Annotated in this window: 16 protein-coding genes and 1 riboswitch; of the genes, 5 read left to right on the top strand and 11 right to left on the bottom strand. The window is 55.5% G+C overall.

All coding sequences use genetic code 11. The annotated features are described in order from the left end of the window. The first annotated feature begins 56 nt into the window (after positions 1–56). Complete coding sequence (locus tag ACXAIA_RS10820) at positions 57–1,076, top strand: cation diffusion facilitator family transporter (protein ID WP_475344120.1); 1,020 nt, start codon at positions 57–59, stop codon at positions 1,074–1,076. A gap of 85 nt (positions 1,077–1,161) precedes the next feature. Here the strand turns inward: ACXAIA_RS10820 and ACXAIA_RS10815 are convergent, their stop codons facing one another. The 8 genes from ACXAIA_RS10815 to ACXAIA_RS10780 form a co-directional block, all read right to left on the bottom strand. After that, the gene (locus ACXAIA_RS10815; RefSeq protein ID WP_475349335.1) at positions 1,162–2,274 is read right to left on the bottom strand and encodes a ribonucleotide-diphosphate reductase subunit beta; all 1,113 of its coding nucleotides are present in this window, start codon (positions 2,272–2,274) and stop codon (positions 1,162–1,164) included. A gap of 23 nt (positions 2,275–2,297) precedes the next feature. Continuing rightward, positions 2,298–5,252 (bottom strand): ribonucleoside-diphosphate reductase subunit alpha, encoded by a 2,955-nt coding sequence (locus ACXAIA_RS10810; protein WP_475349334.1) that lies wholly within the window; start codon positions 5,250–5,252, stop codon positions 2,298–2,300. Positions 5,253–5,359: 107 nt separating this feature from the next. After that, positions 5,360–5,588, bottom strand: a riboswitch (cobalamin riboswitch). A 179-nt stretch (positions 5,589–5,767) separates the two neighbouring features. Continuing rightward, positions 5,768–6,523 (bottom strand): PhoH family protein, encoded by a 756-nt coding sequence (locus tag ACXAIA_RS10805; RefSeq protein ID WP_475349333.1) that lies wholly within the window; start codon positions 6,521–6,523, stop codon positions 5,768–5,770. A 339-nt stretch (positions 6,524–6,862) separates the two neighbouring features. Next, positions 6,863–8,089 (bottom strand): organoarsenical effux MFS transporter ArsJ, encoded by a 1,227-nt coding sequence (gene arsJ, locus ACXAIA_RS10800; protein ID WP_475349332.1) that lies wholly within the window; start codon positions 8,087–8,089, stop codon positions 6,863–6,865. 5 nt (positions 8,090–8,094) lie between these two features. After that, complete coding sequence (locus tag ACXAIA_RS10795; RefSeq protein WP_475349331.1) at positions 8,095–9,120, bottom strand: ArsJ-associated glyceraldehyde-3-phosphate dehydrogenase; 1,026 nt, start codon at positions 9,118–9,120, stop codon at positions 8,095–8,097. A gap of 12 nt (positions 9,121–9,132) precedes the next feature. Beyond that, positions 9,133–10,173 carry an ACR3 family arsenite efflux transporter gene (gene arsB / locus ACXAIA_RS10790; protein WP_475349426.1) on the bottom strand — a complete coding sequence of 347 codons (1,041 nt, stop codon included), beginning with the start codon at positions 10,171–10,173 and terminating at the stop codon, positions 9,133–9,135. Positions 10,174–10,199: 26 nt separating this feature from the next. Further along, the gene (locus tag ACXAIA_RS10785; protein WP_475349330.1) at positions 10,200–10,712 is read right to left on the bottom strand and encodes an arsenate reductase ArsC; all 513 of its coding nucleotides are present in this window, start codon (positions 10,710–10,712) and stop codon (positions 10,200–10,202) included. A 32-nt stretch (positions 10,713–10,744) separates the two neighbouring features. Further along, entirely contained in the window at positions 10,745–11,077 is a 333-nt protein-coding gene (locus ACXAIA_RS10780; RefSeq protein ID WP_475349329.1) for an ArsR/SmtB family transcription factor, read from the bottom strand. 160 nt (positions 11,078–11,237) lie between these two features. Here ACXAIA_RS10780 and ACXAIA_RS10775 point away from each other — a divergent pair, with 160 nt between their 5' ends. The 3 genes from ACXAIA_RS10775 (at position 11,238) to ACXAIA_RS10765 (ending at position 14,346) form a co-directional block, all read left to right on the top strand. Beyond that, positions 11,238–11,561: an ArsR/SmtB family transcription factor gene (locus ACXAIA_RS10775; protein WP_475349328.1), complete on the top strand. Its 324-nt coding sequence runs from the start codon at positions 11,238–11,240 to the stop codon at positions 11,559–11,561. Between the two features lie 50 nt (positions 11,562–11,611). Further along, positions 11,612–12,649: a permease gene (locus ACXAIA_RS10770; RefSeq protein WP_475349327.1), complete on the top strand. Its 1,038-nt coding sequence runs from the start codon at positions 11,612–11,614 to the stop codon at positions 12,647–12,649. A 104-nt stretch (positions 12,650–12,753) separates the two neighbouring features. Further along, positions 12,754–14,346: a peptide chain release factor 3 gene (locus ACXAIA_RS10765; protein ID WP_475349326.1), complete on the top strand. Its 1,593-nt coding sequence runs from the start codon at positions 12,754–12,756 to the stop codon at positions 14,344–14,346. Between the two features lie 77 nt (positions 14,347–14,423). Here ACXAIA_RS10765 and ACXAIA_RS10760 read toward each other — a convergent pair whose 3' ends face one another. From ACXAIA_RS10760 to ACXAIA_RS10750, 3 genes are all read right to left on the bottom strand, one after another. Next, on the bottom strand, positions 14,424–14,753 hold the full coding sequence (locus tag ACXAIA_RS10760; RefSeq protein ID WP_044827231.1) for an AzlD family protein: 330 nt from the start codon (positions 14,751–14,753) through the stop codon (positions 14,424–14,426). After that, complete coding sequence (locus ACXAIA_RS10755; protein WP_475349325.1) at positions 14,750–15,595, bottom strand: AzlC family ABC transporter permease; 846 nt, start codon at positions 15,593–15,595, stop codon at positions 14,750–14,752. Before ACXAIA_RS10755 ends, ACXAIA_RS10760 begins: the two co-directional genes overlap by 4 nt. A 176-nt stretch (positions 15,596–15,771) precedes the next feature. After that, positions 15,772–16,680: a LysR family transcriptional regulator gene (locus tag ACXAIA_RS10750; RefSeq protein WP_475349324.1), complete on the bottom strand. Its 909-nt coding sequence runs from the start codon at positions 16,678–16,680 to the stop codon at positions 15,772–15,774. 178 nt (positions 16,681–16,858) lie between these two features. Here ACXAIA_RS10750 and speB point away from each other — a divergent pair, with 178 nt between their 5' ends. Next, on the top strand, positions 16,859–17,914 hold the full coding sequence (gene speB / locus ACXAIA_RS10745) for an agmatinase (protein WP_475349323.1): 1,056 nt from the start codon (positions 16,859–16,861) through the stop codon (positions 17,912–17,914). The last annotated feature ends 36 nt before the right edge of the window (positions 17,915–17,950 follow it).

Raw genomic sequence — 17,950 nt, 5'->3', positions numbered from 1 at the left:
ACAGGCTATAAAACGATGGTCAGACAGCGTATTGGCAGGCCAGAGGTCAACAAAGTATGAGTCAATGTCCCGTCATTGACATAGCACAGAAAGAAATGTGGGCGCGTCGTGCAACGACGGCCTCCATTGTCATTGCTGCTATTCTGATTGGCATCAAGGCCGTTGGCTGGTTCCTGACCGATTCCGTCAGTCTTCTGTCATCGATGGTCGACAGCATGCTGGATGTCGGAACGGCAGTCGTCAATTTCATGGCGGTCCGTTCTGCCTGGCGTCCGGCTGACCACGATCATCGCTTTGGCCATGGCAAGGCCGAACCATTGGCCGGGCTTTTCCAATGTGCATTCATGATCGGGGCGGCGGTATTTGTCGTGGCCGAGGCCTCGTCTCGGGTATTCGATCCGCAGCCGCTGCGCTACGCGACCGAGGGCATCTGGATGATGGCGGTGTCGATGGTCATGACACTTGGACTGGTCGTGCTCCAGCGCAAGGCCGCCCGCGTTTCGGGGTCGGTCGCTGTTGAAGCCGATTCTTTGCAATATACCAGTGATATTCTTGCCAATGCGGCGGTGATCCTTGCCCTTGTTCTGGGCATGTCGGGCTTCTTGTGGGCCGACCCGCTGATTGGTGTGGTGGTCGCCGGGTTCCTTGTTATTTCGGCGGTCAAGGTCGGCAAGCATTCGATCAAGGTTCTGATGGATGCGGAACTTCCCGATTCTGATAGTCAGCGGATCATTGAACTGGCGATGAAAAACGCCTCTGTCATCGGCATTCACCGTCTGCGGACCCGCTCGTCGGGTGTTCATCGCTTTGCCGAGATCGAGCTGATCATGGATGGCGGCATGCTGATGCGCGAATCGCACACCATCTGCCATCAGGTGATGGACAGCATCCGCTCGGAATATCCCGATCTCGATATCACCATCCATCCCGAGCCGCCCGAAGACATCCATCTTGATGAATTCAGCGGCTATACCGAGGATCCGGAATTCTGGCACACCGGTCGCGCCAAACGCGCTGGCCAACATGACATCCCGGTCAATAATACCGGCGGCGAAGTCGCGGCCATGGGGCGCTAAGTAGGCTTGCGCGACTGGAATAACAGAAAACGGCTGACATTTTCCAATGCCAGCCGTTGTTTGGTTTTCGGGGCGATCGTTCGGATTAATCCCAGCTCAGCGCACCACCGTTCTGATATTCAATCACCCGGGTTTCAAAGAAGTTCTTTTCCTTCTTGAGGTCCATGGCTTCTGACATCCATGGGAACGGATTATCCACTTCGGCAAAGACCGGGCTCAGGCCAAGCTGGCCGCAGCGGCGGTTGGCGATGAAGTGCATATACTGTTCACACAGCTCGGCATTCAGGCCAAGGAAGCCGTTGGGCATGGTGTCACGCCCGTAGGCAGCTTCAAGTTCGGCGGCGTCACCCAACATGCCACGCACTTCTTCCTGGAACGCAGCCGTCCACAAATGCGGGTTTTCCGCCTTGATCTGGTTGATGACATCGATCCCGAAATTGAGATGGATGCTCTCATCACGCAGGATGTACTGATATTGCTCGGCAATACCGACCATCTTGTTGCGACGGCCCAGCGACAGGATCTGGGCAAAGCCGGTGTAGAACCACATGCCTTCGAACACGACATAGAACGCGACAAGATCACGCAGGAAGTCCTGATCGCGTTCCGGTGTGCCCGTGGCAAAGTTCGGATCATCAAGATGCTTGGTGTAATCAAGTGCCCAAGCAGCCTTGTCCGTGATCGAGGGTACCTCGCGATACATGTTGAACAGTTCACCCTCATCAAGGCCGAGGCTTTCAACAATGTACTGGAAGGTATGGGTGTGAACCGCTTCCTCGAATGCCTGACGTAGCAGATACTGTCGGCATTCCGGGTTGGTCACGTGGCGATAGATCGCTAGCACGATATTGTTGGCGACAAGGCTTTCCGAGGCAGCAAAGAAACCCAGATTGCGTTTCAGCATCCGGCGTTCATCCTCGGTCAGGCCATCGCGCGATTTCCAAAGTGCGATATCGGCCTGCATGGAAACCTCGGTCGGCATCCAGTGGTTGTTACAGCCGGCGAGATACTTTTCCCAAGCCCAGCCATATTTCAACGGCAGAAGCTGGTTTACGTCAGCTCGTGAATTGATCATCGCCTTTTCGCTGACCGAAACGCGACCGCCGCGTCGGTCAATCTCGCCAAGGCCGGTGGCATCGCTGCCCGCATCTTCGGTGTTGTTTACAGAAGGGGTTTCGTCTTCGACCCAATCAAGCATGGTTCTCGTTCCCGTTTTTGGTGTTACTGGCAGGCTTCGCAATCCGGATCGTCAAGGGAGCAGGCCTTGCCCCAGACTTCCCCGCCCGTGATGTCATCATCTTTTGGTTTGCTATCCACCACGGCAGATGGACGCGCTGCCGGGCTTGGTGATGGCGATGCTGTCACGACGGCCGCAGGTGTCGGGCTTGGGGCTGCTGCAGCCGGACTGTTGCCAACCGCATTCAGTTTGCCATCCGTGCCTTTGAGGGTTGATTTTTCGACATGGGTTGCGGCGCTTGAGCGCAGGTAATAGGTGGTCTTGAGCCCACGCAACCAAGCCAGACGATAAAGGTCACCAAGCTTCTTGCCGGACGGATTGGCGATATACAGGTTCAGTGATTGCGCCTGATCGAGCCACTTCTGACGCCGTGCCGCGGCCTCGATCAGCCAAGACGAATCAAGTTCGAACGCCGTGGCATAAAGCGCCTTGAGGTCGTCGGGGATTCGGTCAATCTGCCCAACACTGCCGTCATAGTATTTCAGGTCCGAAATCATCACCTCGTCCCAGATACCCCGTTCCTTGAGGTCATGGACAAGGGCCGCATTCACCACGGTGAAATCGCCCGACATGTTCGATTTGACAAACAGGTTGCGGTAGGCCGGCTCGATCGATTGGCTAACCCCACAGATATTGGAAATCGTCGCCGTCGGGGCAATCGCCATGGTGTTGGAATTGCGCATGCCAATGGACTGAACACGCCCACGAAGCGTTTCCCAATCCAGACGCTGGATGCGATCAACATTCAATTCATCACGTGTTTCGGCCAGCAATTCGATGGAATCAATTGGCAGAATACCGCGCGACCAAAGCGACCCTTCAAAGCTTTCATAGCGGCCACGTTCTTCGGCAAGGTCTACGGATGCGGAAATGGCGTGATAGGAAATCGCCTCCATGCTTTCATCGGCGAAATCAACTGCCTGGTCTGAGGCATAGGCAATGCCCATCTTCTGCAAGGCATCCTGAAAACCCATCAAACCAAGGCCAACGGGGCGATGGCGCAGGTTTGAATAGCGTGCCTCGGGGATGGTATAGAAATTGATGTCGATCACGTTATCAAGCATGCGCATCGCGGTTTTTACCGTTTTGGCAAGCTTGTCATGGTCAAGGCCGTTTTCGGTCACATGCGCCATCAGGTTGATCGAACCAAGGTTACAAACCGCGACCTCGTCCGCCGATGTGTTCAGAGTTATTTCCGTACACAGGTTGGATGAATGCACCACACCACGATGGTTCTGCGGGGAGCGGATATTGCAGGGATCCTTGAAGGTGATCCATGGATGACCGGTTTCAAACACCATGGTCAGCATGCGCCGCCACAGATCGACCGCACGCACGGTTTTAAAATTGCTGATCAGGCCGCTATTGGCCTTGGCTTCGTATTCTTCATAGGCGGCCTTGAATTTCGCACCATAAAGATCGTGCAGATCGGGCGTGTCATCAGGTGAAAACAGGGTCCACGGGCCCTCGGCCATGACGCGTTCCATGAAAAGATCCGGCACCCAGTTGGCGGTGTTCATGTCATGGGTGCGGCGGCGGTCATCGCCGGTGTTTTTGCGAAGATCAAGGAACTCTTCGATATCGATGTGCCAGGTTTCAAGATAGGCGCAAACCGCCCCCTTGCGCTTGCCGCCCTGATTGACCGCAATCGCGGTATCATTGGCAACTTTCAGGAACGGAACCACACCCTGACTTTGGCCATTGGTGCCCTTGATATGTGCGCCAAGACCGCGCACCGGGGTCCAGTCGTTGCCAAGCCCGCCGGAATATTTTGCCAGCAGGGCGTTATCCTTGACCGACTTGAAGATGCCATCAAGGTCATCAGGCACGGTTGTCAGAAAGCAGGAAGACAACTGCGGACAGCAGGTGCCAGCGTTAAACAGCGTTGGGGTCGATGCCATGAAGACAAAGGTCGAAAGCTGATCATAGAACTCGATCGCCTTGGCTTCGCGGTCGATCTCGCGGATGGCAAGCCCCATGGCAACCCGCATGAAGAAGGCCTGCGGCAATTCAAAGCGCGATCCTTTGACATGCAGGAAGTAACGATCATAAAGCGTCTGAAGACCCAAGTACTGGAAATTCAGATCGCGTTCCGGCTTGATCGCAGCCGAGATCTTCTTGAGATCAAATTTGGCAAGCTCACCATCAATCAGTCCGGCCTCGATCCCGACCTTGAGGGCGGCGGGGAAATAGGTGGCGTAACGTTCGCTCATTTCGGCCTGGGTGGCCTGTTCCGGGCGGCCCGATACAAAACTCAGTGCTTCGGCGCGCAGTTTATCAAGCAGAAGTCGCGCACTGACAAAGGCATAGTTCGGTTCACGTTCAACAAGGGTTCTGGCCGCCATGATCGGGGCCAACGCCAGCTCATCCGTGGTCACACCGTCATAAAGGTTGCGGCGCGTTTCCTCAAAAATCGGGTCGCTGCTGACCCCTTCAAGCGCGCCGCAGGCCTCTGAAATCACGGTGGTCAGGCGGTCGAAATCAAGCGGTGCCTTGCTGCCGTCTGGCTGGGTTACGTTGATCAGCGGGGCATCGGGCTTTTTCTTTTTCTTGCGTGTTTCAAGTTTGGCGCGCTCCCGGGCGCGGTCTTCGCGATACAGCACATAGGCACGTGCGACCTTGTGGTGCTCGCTGCGCATCAGGGCGAGTTCGACCTGATCCTGAATGTCTTCGATCTGAAGGGTATGGCCCGGTGCAACACGGCGTAAAAGGGTGGCGGTTACCTGTTCGGCGAGTGCATCGACAATGTCATGGACGCGATGCGATCCGGATGCGGTTTCGCCCTCTGCGGCAAGGAATGCCTTGGTCAGTGCTGCCTTGATCTTGGCAGGGTCAAAATTGGTCACCGAGCCATTGCGACGAATGACTTGGAATTCGGTTTGCGATTGTGGTGATGGATTGGAAACGGCTGGCCGTTCCATTTCGACAGTTGCTGACATCGTTAGCCCCAATTTTTTGGGGGCAAAGGCCAAACGGAGGTATGCAGGGATGGATGGCAACAAATTGCCAGATCGCAAGCACTCCACCGGGACACCCCGCCCGTGAATGTTAACTCATGCTCACGGCAGGTCTCCTGGCTTGCGGGTCAATGCGTCTTTCAACCTTCCCGAAACCCCGAAGGGTTTCAGTGGTTATTTTGCGAAAGACACTCTCCGCTTACAGTTGCGGGGGCAGCTCCGGATTTGTTTGAAAAAGGCTCAAACGCACCGAATTCCCTCTTAGCCTTCGCACCAACTCTGTGGTCGACGCGAAGGACCGTGATGTCTAGATATTGGGTCCGGTCTGCACTTTTCGTCAATATATATGTTTTCTTGACAGGATTTCCCGTTTTACGCGATTTGGCGCGAAGCCAAGAATTTCTGCCAAACATCTCTGTTGGCAAAAAAAGTGGCGGGTCCCGAAAGACCCGCCTTTTTCTTCTTTGGTTTGCTGTGTCGGAATTCGATATCGGAGGTTACAGAACGGTAAGCATGCTTGCGACCAATGGATGGCGGACAATGTCCTTGTCGCGCAACTGGACACAGGCGACATCATCAACATTTTCAAGCCGTTCGGACATTTCCGAAAGACCCGACATTTCCGGCAAAAGGTCGGTCTGGTCCGGATCGCCGGTCAGGATCATGGTTGAATTCCAGCCAAGCCGGGTGACCAGCATCTTGAGCTGCCCGTATGTGCAGTTCTGTGCTTCATCGATCACGACAAAGGCGTTGTTAAGTGTGCGACCGCGCATATAGCCGATCGGTGCAATTTCGATCGTGCCATCGGAAATATAAGTCTTAAGGCGCTTGGCCCCCAGACGGTCATTGAGCGCATCATAAAGCGGGCGCAGATACGGGGCCATTTTGGCTTCGACATCGCCGGGCAGAAAGCCGATATTCTCCCCGGCTTCGACCGCCGGCCGCGCCAGAACGATGCGAGCGATATCGCCGTTATCAAGGGCCTCGACAGCTTTTGATACCGCGATATAGGTCTTGCCGGTCCCGGCCGGGCCAAGGGCCATCACCAGATTGAAGTTGTCGATGGCCTCCATCAGGGCTGCCTGGTTCTCGCTTTTCGGGCGGATGTTGCGGCGGTAGCTTTGATCGCGTTGTCCTTTCTGCTCTGTCTCGCCAAGTGGATGCCAGTCGGCATTCTTTTCATCAAACAGCTCATGAACGTTGGTAGTAGTCTGTTGCGGACGGTTACGACGACGTGCTGCGCGCTTACCCATGACGATCACCTCAACAAAGTTGCCAAAAAAGCAAAACGCGCCATTCCGTCATGGAAAGGCGCGCATTCAATTTTCATCTTGCGATGGAAGTGGCGGTAGGAGTTTCCGCCGGTCACAGCATGTTGCATGTGCGATCCGGGGGGCGAAAATTCTCGTTTTAAGACGCTTTTTCGCGGCACTCGGGAACCCCTCCTGCGGTCCAGTTATTGACCGTTGACTGGAATCGTACCCCTATATGCAGTGTCTTGTCACGGGTTTTTGCGCGATTAAATTTTCATGAAACAGGATTGTGAGTCTTTTCAGATGTTTATCCCGCATCTGCGAAGGAAGTTTTTTCAATCAACCCTGCATTGACACATCTGATCGCGATGGCAGGGCGGCACTGATCACCCAGGCAAGCGTCAAAAACGCAATCGATGTCACAAGACAGCCAACCAGCCCGCCATAAAGATACGCCACCCCCGAAAGCACCGTGCCGGTCAATCGCCCGATGGCGTTCGACATATAATAAAACCCGACATTCATCGCGACCTTGTCGCCCTCGGCATAGGCCAGGATCAGATAGGAATGCAGCGATGAATTGATGGCAAAAACCACCCCGAACACCAGCAACCCGCCCAGAACCGCAAGTTCAGGCGCGATATCGCGCGTGATGGCGGCGGCAATCATTGCGGACACCGCAATCAGGGCCGAAATCCAGATTTGCGCTGTCCGGCCATCCGGCTCGCGGGTTTTTGCCCGCAACATCTTGGGCGCGATGGCCTGGATAAAGCCATAGCCGATGACCCAAAGCGCCATGTAGCTGCCAACTTCGATATGGCTCCAGCCAAGCTCGGACGCCAGAAACACCGGCAACCCGACAACAAACCAGATATCGCGCGATCCGAATAAAAACAGCCGGGCCGCCGACAGGACATTGATCTTGCGATCGCGTGAAAACACATCGCGGAATTTCGGCTTCATTGCGTCTGCCGGGCCCGCCATCGCAGAACCGAGCGAGATGGCAACTGCCGTAAGTGTCAGCGCAAGACCCGCCGCCATCGCCAGAAGCGCTCCGGAAAACCCAAGCCAGGATAAAAGCGCACCGCCCATGAAAAAGCCGATGCCCTTAAGCGCGTTCTTCGATCCGGTCAGAAGTGCCACCCAACGGAAAAGCGCGCCTTCGGCGTCAGCCGGGACCAGAACCTTGATCGCCGACTTGCTCGACATCTTGGTCAGGTCCTTGGCCACACCCGATGCCGCCTGAAGCCCCATGACATAGGCGACCGAAATGGCGGGCAGCCAGTCCGGATTGGTAAATGATAGCGCGGTCAGGGATGCTATTTGCAATGCAAGTCCGGCAAACAGTGTAAAGCGCAATCCACGCGTCTGCGCCAGCCACCCGCCAACCAGATTGGTGACGATCCCGGCCACTTCATACAGGATAAACAGAAGAGCGATTTCAAACGCCGAATAGCCCAGCGCATGAAAGTGCAACAGCACCAGCATACGCAGCGCCCCATCGGTCAGTGTAAAGCCCCAATAGGCCCCGGTGACCAGCGCATAGTTGCGGATTGCGGCGGACATTTGCCCTAGTTCCCCAAAAGATGTTGCGCGACTTTGACGGTCAAATCCGCCATGCGGCAGACATATCCCCACTCATTGTCATACCAGGCCAGAATTTTGACCTGTCTTTTGTCAATCACGATGGTCGATCCCGCATCAATGATCGAAGACCGGCTGTCATTCAGGTAATCGGCACTGACCAGCGGGCGGTCCTCATAGCCCAGAATCCCCGAAAGATAAGTTTCCGAGGCCTCGCGCATCAGGCGATTGACGGTCTCGGTGTCGGTATCCTCCGCAACCTCAAACACGCAATCGGTCAGCGACGCATTAAGCAACGGCACCCGCACGGCAATGCCGTTCAGCTTGCCCTTGAGTTCCGGGTAAATCATCGTGATCGCGGTCGCCGATCCGGTGCTGGTCGGGATCAGTGATTGCAGACACGACCGCGCCCGCCGCAAATCCTTGTGCGGCAGATCGACAATCGTCTGGGTGTTGGTTACATCATGAATGGTGGTTATCGATCCATGCACTATGCCAAGTTTCTCGTGCATGACTTTAACCACCGGCGCAAGGCAGTTGGTTGTGCAACTGGCTGCAGTCAAAAGATGGTGGCGGGCCGGATCATAGAGATCGTCATTCACACCATAAACGATGTTCAGGGCACCTTCTTTGACCGGGGCCGCAACGATCACCTTTTTCACGCCCTGATCGAAATAAGGCTGAAGCGCTTCGGGGGATTTGAATTTACCGGTGCATTCAAGAACGATGTCACAGCCAAGCCCGGCCCAGCTTGTTTCGCCGGGAAGGACATTTTCGCTAAAGCTTAGCTTGTGGGTGCGATCAATCACAACCTGCCCATCGACGCAATCAACATGATTGCTCCAACGTCCATGAACGGAATCAAATTCCAGCAAGTGGGCCGCAGTTACAGCCCCGCCCTTGATCTCGTTAATATGAACAAATTCAAGGTTCGGGTGTCCCCAACCGGCGCGCAGAACCAGACGCCCCATGCGGCCAAAACCATTAATGCCAACGCGAATTTTCCGGCTCATCTCAGGACTCCGTTACTCTGCAGTATTTGCAACATTTGAAGGGCTAAACCAGCCACGCGTACGATTGGCGATGGCAACAAGTGACAGCATCACCGGCACTTCGACCAGCACACCGACCACGGTGGCAAGGGCCGCACCCGATGAAAATCCAAACAGCCCGATGGCGGTTGCCACGGCCAGTTCAAAGAAGTTCGAGGCCCCGATCATCGAAGACGGGGCCGCGATTTTATGCTCCACGCCCAGCACCTTGTTGGCGACATAGGCAATGGCGGCAATGAAATAGGTCTGCAAAATGATCGGCACGGCCAGAAGGGCAATGATCATCGGCTGGGCAGTGATCTGTTGTCCCTGAAAGGCAAACAGCAAAACCAGCGTGCTGAGCAGTGCAATCATCGAAACGGGTTTGAGCTTGGCATCAAAATCATGGAATGCCGCAACCCCGCCTTTCATCAGGCGGCTTCGGATGATCTGACCGGCAATCACCGGAATGACGATAAAGGCCACCACCGAAATGGTCAGCGTTTCCCACGGAATGGTGATCGCTGAAATACCCAGCAACAGGGCGACAATCGGCGCAAAGGCAAAGATCATGATCGTGTCATTAAGTGCCACCTGGGTGAGGGTGAAATTCGCATCCCCCTTGGTCAGATGCGACCAGACAAACACCATCGCCGTGCACGGTGCCGCACCCAAAAGGATCAGACCGGCAATATAGCTTTCAATCTGTGCCTCGGGCAGGAGCGGGCGAAACAAAAAGCCGATAAACAACCAGCCAAGGGCGGCCATGGTGAACGGTTTGATCAACCAGTTGACCCCAAGCGTCACTCCAATCCCGCGCCATTGGCGGCCGACTTCATGAAGCGCGCCAAAATCGACCTTCATCAACATCGGCACAATCATCAACCAGATCAGAACCGTGACCGGCAGATTGATCTCATAGGCGGTCAGATTGCCAATCGCCTGAAACAGGTCGGGGAACAATTCGCCAAGGACAATGCCGACCACAATGCTTGCGGCCACCCAGATGGTCAGAAAACGTTCGAACAAGTTCATTGGGGCTGATCCACTATTGGTGTCGCTCATGCGTCCTCGCTGCTCGAGATTTTCCCGATCTTGTCGAGTTCATTTTGAAGTGACAGCCGGTCGAGAGACTTGAACGGGAGGCTGGTGAAGATCGAAATCCGGTTGCGCAACATGCGATAGGTTTCAGCAAATGCTAGGCGTTTTTCTGCTTCGCTGCCTTCGGCCCCTGCTGGATCGGGCACACCCCAATGGGCGGTCATTGGCGAGCCGGGAAAAATTGGGCAGTCTTCATTTGCCGTGGCGTCACAAACCGTAAAGACGAAATCAAATTTGATTTCATCCTGACCCGCATAGGTTTCCATGTCTTTGGAGGAAAACTTCGCCATATCATGACCCAGGCTTTCCAGAAGTTCGCGAGCGTAGGGATGTATTTCACCGCGCGGGTGTGAGCCAGCACTATAGCCAAAGAAATGATCATGACCTTCTTTTTTCAAGATGGCTTCGGCCATGATGCTTCTTGCCGAATTGGCGCGGCACAGGAAAAGCACGTTGTAGGTACCACCAGACATGGCGATTTATCCTCTGCAAAAGGCGTTGTGAACTAACAGCAGTCGTCATTTGATGGCCGAACAATTCCGCAAAGTTCCGGGCGGCCATGGCAGCAGTCATCGGCAAGGAACCCCAGAAGATCGCGCATCGCGTCGGGGACAATCCGGTAAATGATCGACCGGCCTTCGCGTGTGTTGGTGATCAGTCCGGCCTGACTGAGTGTCGTCAGATGCGATGACATGGTGTTGTGCGGGATCGACAGCTGCCGGGCCAGTTCGCCCGCGGCAATCCCATCATTCCCCGCCCGGACCAGCAACCGGAAGGCCGCCAGTCTGTGTTCCTGTGCCAGGGCGCCAAGGGCGCTGATTGCGTGTTTTGTTTCCATATGTCGGGAAATATCGACATATTGGTATTTTGGCAAGTGACATTTGTATTTCAGTCGGTGCAATTGTTGCCTCGAACGTCAAAAGACAATTGATATCAATGTGGTAACGGTGTTGAAAAAAATACATTTAAATAACTAGAAATATAGTTATAATTGTTGCATGAGTGAGAAAACCATTACACTGGCCTTTGCCGCCCTGGGTCATGAAGCCCGTTTGAAAATTTATCGCCTGCTCGTCAAGGCAGGCGACGACGGCCTTAATATTGGCGATATCGGACGGCTGCTTGGCCTGCCGGCCTCAACGCTTTCCCATCATTTGGGCACGTTGGTTCAGGCCGGGCTGGTCAAACAGGAAAAGCTGGGGCGTGAAACCCGCAATCGCGCGGATTTCGACGTGATGCGTGATCTTGTAGGCTTCATCACCGATGAATGCTGCAGTGGTGTTGATCTTGATGTCGTGCGGGAACCAGAAACCGCCTGCTAGGTCAGGTCATTTTTTTGGATGAATACAACTAGTTTTCTAGGGATATGGAAATGAGTGCCCTGACAATTCAATTGCGCCGCTTTGGGACATCTGCCCGGCAAATCGATCGGGTTTTGCTGGCGGCCTGTGCCATCCTGGTTGCGATCCTGATCTTTGACGCGCCGCAATTTGTCCCGAGTGTGCTGTTTACTGCAGGCTCATTTGTCGAAACCGCACCGTTTCTTGTCCTCTCGATCGGGATTGCCGCCTATGCCACGGCAACTGGCGCCGATAACCTGATTTCACGCGCTTTTGCCGGGCGACCGGTCCGGATGGTCTTTACCGCCGCGGCATTTGGGGCGTTGTCGCCCTTTTGCTCTTGCGGTGTGATCCCGCTGATCGCGGCCCTGCTTTCCATGGGGGTTCCTTTGGCCCCGGTGATGGCGTTTTGGCTGGCAAGTCCGGTGATTGATCCGGCAATGTTTGTTTTAACTGCCGGTACCCTGGGGACTGATTTTGCCGTGATCAAAATGATCTCGGCCATTGCCCTTGGTCTGATGGGGGGCTTCGTCACCATGTGGTTGGGCGCGCGCGGTTTTCTGTCTGATCCGCTGCGCGACGGCGTTGGCAATGGTGGTTGCGGCGGTGCCAAGGTCCGGTCGCACAAGGCCGTCTTCTGGAAGTTCTGGCAGGATGATGAGCGGATCAAAAAGTTCCGCACGTCCGCAGTGTCCAACATGATCTTTCTGGGCAAATGGCTGGCCTTTGCCTTCCTGCTTGAAAGCATCATGGTTGCCTATGTCCCGGCTGAAAGTGTCAGTGGATTGCTCGGCGGGGACGGATTGGCGCCGATTGCAATCGCCACCCTTGTCGGAGTTCCAGCCTATTTGAACGGCTATGCCGCCCTTCCGATCATGGAAGGGCTGGTTGCCCAAGGCATGCAATCGGGTGCCGCCATGGCGTTTCTGGTGGCCGGCGGCGTATCATCCATCCCGGCGGCAATTGCCGTCTTCGCACTGGTGAAAAAGCCGGTCTTTGCGCTTTATCTGGTCTATGCGCTGGTCGGCTCGTTCGTGATCGGGGTGATTTCGCAAGTCTGGCTGGGGTAAACCGCCCGCTTCATGTCCGATATGATGATTTCACGGTGGCAATAACGTTAAAAATCGCTACATTGCGCGCCAAGAAATTCATATCGGATTAAAGTTGAGACATCATGTCGTCGATTGACCAGCAGGTATCGCGTCGTCGTACCTTCGCCATCATTGCCCATCCGGATGCGGGTAAAACCACCCTGACCGAAAAGCTGCTTCTTTTCGGGGGTGCCATTCAGATGGCCGGTGCGGTGAAGGCGAAAAAGGAACAGAAAGGTGCGCGTTCGGACTTTATGAAGATCGAACAGGACCGCGGTATTTCCGTATCCTCGGCTGTGATGACCTTCGAATTTGAAAAGAACATCTTCAACCTGCTTGATACGCCGGGCCACGAAGACTTTTCCGAAGATACCTATCGCGTGCTGACCGCAGTTGATTCCGCCGTCATGGTGATTGACGGTGCAAAGGGTATCGAGGCCCAGACCCGTAAGCTGTTTGAGGTCTGCCGTCTGCGTGACGTGCCGATCACGACGTTTGTTAACAAGCTTGACCGCGAAGCCCGTGATTCGTTCGAACTGATTGATCAGATCGAACAGGACCTTGCCCTTGATGTGTCGCCGGTAACATGGCCAATCGGCTCGGGCCGTGATTTCCATGGCTGTTACGATCTGGTCAATGATCAGCTTCTGTTCATGGAAAAAGGCGGCAATGTCGTCAAGGACGCCATTCCGATCAAGGGGCTTGATGATCCAAAGCTTGATGAACTGATCCCGGATTATCTTCTCGAAAAGCTGCGCGAAGAAGTCGAAATGGTGCGCGAAATGTGCCCGCCGTTCGACCTTGAAAGCTATCGCGAAGGACATCTGACCCCGGTCTTCTTTGGGTCGGCGGTCAATAACTTTGGCGTGCGTGAATTGTTGCGCGGCATTGGCGAAATCGCACCGACCCCGCGCCCGCAGGAAGCGGCAACGCGTCGGGTCCAAGCGGTTGAGCCAAAAGTGGCGGGCTTTGTGTTCAAGGTCCAGGCCAATATCGACCCGAACCACCGGGACCGCATTGCGTTCATTCGTCTGTGCTCCGGCCATTTCAAACGTGGCATGAAGCTCAAGCACGTTCGTGCTGGCAAACAGATGGCGGTGCATAACCCGATGCTGTTCTTTGCCAATGAACGTGACATTGCCGAAGAAGCCTGGCCGGGTGATATCATCGGCATTCCGAACCACGGGACGCTACGTATCGGTGATACACTGACCGAGGGCGAAGACCTTCGCTTCCGCGGTGTGCCGGCCTTTGCCCCGGAATTGCTGCAGAAAGTCCGTCTTGATGATCCGCTTAAGGGCAAGCACCTTCAGCGCGCGCTTGAACAGCTCGCCGAAGAAGGCGCATCCCAGGTGTTCAAACCGATGATGGGCGCAGACTGGATTGTCGGCGTGGTCGGACAACTGCAGTTCGAGGTGTTGAAAGAACGCATCTCGGCCGAATATGGCATCAAGGTCCATTTCGAACCGACCCCGGCCTATGCGGCGCGCTGGGTGATGGGCGATCCGGCAGAAATCAAGAAATTCCGCGATACCAACCAGTCGGCCCTGTTTGAAGATCACGATGACACCCTGGTCTTCATCGCGCGAAATGCTTGGCACCTTGATACGACCCAAAGCGACTGGCCGAACCTCAAGTTCGAATCCACCCGCGAACAAAATCTGGTTGCGGCGTAATCAACGCGCGCCAACCAACGCAAAAAGCCGCCCTTAGATAAGGGCGGCTTTTTCTTTGTGTGGACGGTGACGGTTGCCTAATTGCCGATGAAATATCGCCCCACACCGACCAAAACCATGCCAACTGCCATCGCGGCAAACAGGTTGCGCGCAACCGCCATGGTAATCACGGTGGCCGCCGCCCCGGCAATGCCGATTGCGCCCGCCGAAAGGGCACTGGGTACCCAGACGGAAATCAGAACCGCACCGGGCAGGCGTTCGAGCACATGCGCCCAGCGGCCATGTTGCGGCAAACGATCCGCCATCAAAAGACCGCCCAGTCGCATGCCATAGGTCACAGCGGCCATGCCAAGGATGGTCAGAACGGCCTCAAGGCTGAAACTTGTCAGATCGGGGAACTGGGTCATTTGCCGGTCTCCGTGACGGTGGAGGCTTCGACAGTGCCTTCCGGCGCGCCATAGGCTGTGCTGCCCTCAACGGCACATTCGGCTTCAAGGCTGTCATCATCCATATCTTCGCGCCATGTGAGTGCCGCGACAAGCACCCCGGCCCCGGCACCGGCCAGAATGGACCAGGTGCCCGGCAGGACGAAATGCCCAATGATTGATCCGATCGCCGCCGCAACCCACGGCAGAAGGTCGACTTTGCCCTTCCACATGCCAATGGTGAGGGCTGCGAATACGGCGGTGAAGGCGAAATCAAGCGCATAGACTTCCGGGTCGGGAATACCCCCACCCAGCAGGTAGCCCACCGTATTGCCGGTGGCCCAAACCACACCCAGGAAAATCCCGCCGCCCAGCAGGAAGCCCGGATTGGCGAGATCCTTTTGCGTCATCGACACCGCCCAGTTTTCATCGGCCACCATATGCATGCCGGTGATTTTCACCCACAGCGGGCGACCGCGAAACACCGTTCGCAGCGACGCCCCGATCAGGACATAGCGCATATTGATCACCGCGGTTGCGATGATGATTGTCGCACTGGGAATGGTTTCGCGCCACAGATCGACCGACACAAACTGGGCTGATCCGGCAAAGACGGCGAGGCTCATGAACAAAAGTTCGCCAAGTGATAGGCCGCGCTGGGCTGCCAGCACGCCAAGCACGGCGCCAAAGATGATGGTGCTGGGCAAAAGCGGCAGACAGGCAAGCGCGCCGCGCCGGATGGTGTCTGCGTCAAAGTGCCCGGTCTGATGTGATTTCTCGGGTGTATTCGTAGTCTGAGATTCGGTCTGTCCGGGGCGCGACATGTCCGACGTTTCCTATTCAATCTTGGGTGCCGGTTCTTTTGGGGCGACCGGCACTTCCTTTTTATATCGCTGGTGGGCGAGGAGCCATTATTTCAGGCGCCATCATTGCCAATATCAGATAGTCGGTCTTGGACGATATTGCTATCGATTGCTGTGGCCGGGTTTTCAATCGCCCGTCAGGCAGGGGTGTTTGCGAAATCCGCAATCAGCATATCGATAAACATCTTGGTGATCGGATCGGGCTGCTTGCTGTCATCAAGGCTCGCCTGAAAGGTGACATCTACCTTTAACTTATCTGGCAGGATCATGCGCATGCGCCCGGCCTCCACAAACTGTCTGGCGTAATGTTCAGGCAGATACCCCAGAAACGCGCCGGAAAGGATCAGGCGTGCCTCGGCCTCCATGTCCGACACGGTCGCGTGCGGCCTTGAAATCGCGAATTCCTTCAAATCCCGCCCCAGCCAGGATTTACGCCCGATCAGGCGATAGCGGCGGATTTCATCAATATCGATTTCCCCGTCATTGCGCGCAAATAGCGGATGCTCTGAGCCGCAATAAAACCGATGGGTTTCACCGTAGAGCGGGATGTAACGCAGCCCCAGAACGGTTTTCGGAAAGCTGCAAATGCCGATCTGGATATTATCTGTCACCACTTCGCGCAAAAGATCATTGGGCGGGTGGGTCACGACATTAAGCGTCACATCCGGCGCGCGTTCCATGAAGCGTGCGATGGTTTTTTCGATCCGGCGGGCCCCGGGATCGGTGATGGTGTTATCTGTCAGCCCAATGGTCAGCGTGCCGCTCAGCTTGTCACGCAGCGCACGCATCTTGGTTTCATATTGCGCGACCGATTTGAAAAGCCGGTGGGCTTCTTCAAACACCACCTGGCCTTCCCGTGTCAGGGCAAAGCCGCCCCGACCGCGTTTGCACAGCGTGAATCCCAGCCGGGTCTCAAGGGTGGTGACATAGCTTGAAATTGTTGAAAGTGACAGATTGAGATCACTTTGCGCGGCGGCAAAGCCCCCGGCCTCAACGATGGTCAGGAATATGCGCAAAAGCTTCAGATCGGCCTGTTCCGTAAACATCGGGCGGGTTCCGTGCGTAAAGGGAATTACTTTGAGAAATGCCAAAGTAAAGTTCAGCAATACGTGATTTTTCCCGGCAAGGCAATTTGATCTGATCAGGGCAACAAACACATCCGGCCATCGGTTGGCATACTTCGAGCGTGCCGTCTTTCCCCGATGCACCCATTCAGGAGGTCCCATGTTCACAAACGACAAACTCGCCAAGCTGCGCGAAAAATATGGTAACGCCAAAGGCGGGGATCTGTTCGACCCGCATTTCCGCGAAGTGGCGGCCTCGCAGTTTTCTGAAAGTGGTGGGCGCAAATGGCCATTCGCTGGCGTGCCGACCTTTCTGGATGCGCCGTTTGCCGCGGATGCCGAAAGCGAGAATTTCGAAGGCCTTGATATCGCCCTTGTCGGGGTGCCGATGGATTTGGGCGTCAGTAACCGGGCAGGTGCACGTCTGGGGCCGCGCGCGGTGCGCAATATCGAACGCATCGGACCGTATGAACATGTGCTTCGCATGGTGCCGGGCGCGATGGCGCGGATTGCCGATATTGGGGATGTGCCATTCCGCAGCCGCTATTCACTGGAAAGCTGCCACGAGGATATCGAGGCCTATTTCAAAAAGATCATTGGCGCGGGTGTCATTCCGATCGCCATCGGTGGCGATCATTCGATCAGCTATTCGATCCAGAAAGCGGTCGGCAAGGATCGCCCGGTCGGCATGATCCATCTGGATGCCCATTGCGATACCTGTGGTGAATATGACGGATCGCGCTTTCATCATGGTGGCCCGTTCCGTGAAGCGGTGATGGACGGTGTGCTTGATCCCGAACGTACCATCCAGATCGGCATTCGCGGCCCGTCGGAATATATTTGGGAGTTTTCCTATGAAAGCGGCATGACCGTGATCCATGCCGAAGAAGTGCCGAAAATGGGGGTGGATGCCGTGATCGCCAAGGCCCGTGAAGTGGTTGGCGATGGCCCGGTTTATCTGTCCTTTGACGTCGATTGCCTTGACCCGTCCTTCGCGCCGGGCACCGGTACGCCGGAAATCGGTGGCCTGACCTCGCGCGAGGTACTGGCGATCCTGCGTGGCCTTAAGGGGCTTGATTTTGTCGGCGCCGATGTTGTCGAAGTCGCCCCGCAATATGATGCCACCACCAACACCGCCCAGGTCGCAGCACAGGTCCTGTTTGAAGAACTTTGTCTGGTAGCCGAGGCAATGAAAATCCGTAACGGCGAAGCGTAAACCGCGATCACAAAGCCTGCCCGTGGACACGTCATC

This window comes from Thalassospira sp. ABL2_045, assembly GCF_056161285.1.
This window is presented reverse-complemented; position numbering and strand designations above follow the sequence as displayed.

Bases quoted from the DNA above. Each gene is read 5' to 3' on its own strand.
- ACXAIA_RS10820 (WP_475344120.1), top strand. From the start codon at position 57: ATGAGTCAATGTCCCGTCATTGACATAGCACAGAAAGAAATGTGGGCG.
- ACXAIA_RS10775 (WP_475349328.1), top strand. From the start codon at position 11,238: ATGAGTGAGAAAACCATTACACTGGCCTTTGCCGCCCTGGGTCATGAA.
- ACXAIA_RS10785 (WP_475349330.1), bottom strand. From the start codon at position 10,712: ATGTCTGGTGGTACCTACAACGTGCTTTTCCTGTGCCGCGCCAATTCG.
- ACXAIA_RS10750 (WP_475349324.1), bottom strand. From the start codon at position 16,680: ATGTTTACGGAACAGGCCGATCTGAAGCTTTTGCGCATATTCCTGACC.
- speB (WP_475349323.1), top strand. From the start codon at position 16,859: ATGTTCACAAACGACAAACTCGCCAAGCTGCGCGAAAAATATGGTAAC.
- ACXAIA_RS10810 (WP_475349334.1), bottom strand. From the start codon at position 5,252: ATGTCAGCAACTGTCGAAATGGAACGGCCAGCCGTTTCCAATCCATCA.
- ACXAIA_RS10755 (WP_475349325.1), bottom strand. From the start codon at position 15,595: ATGTCGCGCCCCGGACAGACCGAATCTCAGACTACGAATACACCCGAG.
- ACXAIA_RS10815 (WP_475349335.1), bottom strand. From the start codon at position 2,274: ATGCTTGATTGGGTCGAAGACGAAACCCCTTCTGTAAACAACACCGAA.
- ACXAIA_RS10795 (WP_475349331.1), bottom strand. From the start codon at position 9,120: ATGAGCCGGAAAATTCGCGTTGGCATTAATGGTTTTGGCCGCATGGGG.
- ACXAIA_RS10760 (WP_044827231.1), bottom strand. From the start codon at position 14,753: ATGACCCAGTTCCCCGATCTGACAAGTTTCAGCCTTGAGGCCGTTCTG.
- arsJ (WP_475349332.1), bottom strand. From the start codon at position 8,089: ATGTCCGCCGCAATCCGCAACTATGCGCTGGTCACCGGGGCCTATTGG.
- ACXAIA_RS10765 (WP_475349326.1), top strand. From the start codon at position 12,754: ATGTCGTCGATTGACCAGCAGGTATCGCGTCGTCGTACCTTCGCCATC.
- ACXAIA_RS10780 (WP_475349329.1), bottom strand. From the start codon at position 11,077: ATGGAAACAAAACACGCAATCAGCGCCCTTGGCGCCCTGGCACAGGAA.
- ACXAIA_RS10770 (WP_475349327.1), top strand. From the start codon at position 11,612: ATGAGTGCCCTGACAATTCAATTGCGCCGCTTTGGGACATCTGCCCGG.
- ACXAIA_RS10805 (WP_475349333.1), bottom strand. From the start codon at position 6,523: ATGGGTAAGCGCGCAGCACGTCGTCGTAACCGTCCGCAACAGACTACT.
- arsB (WP_475349426.1), bottom strand. From the start codon at position 10,173: ATGAACTTGTTCGAACGTTTTCTGACCATCTGGGTGGCCGCAAGCATT.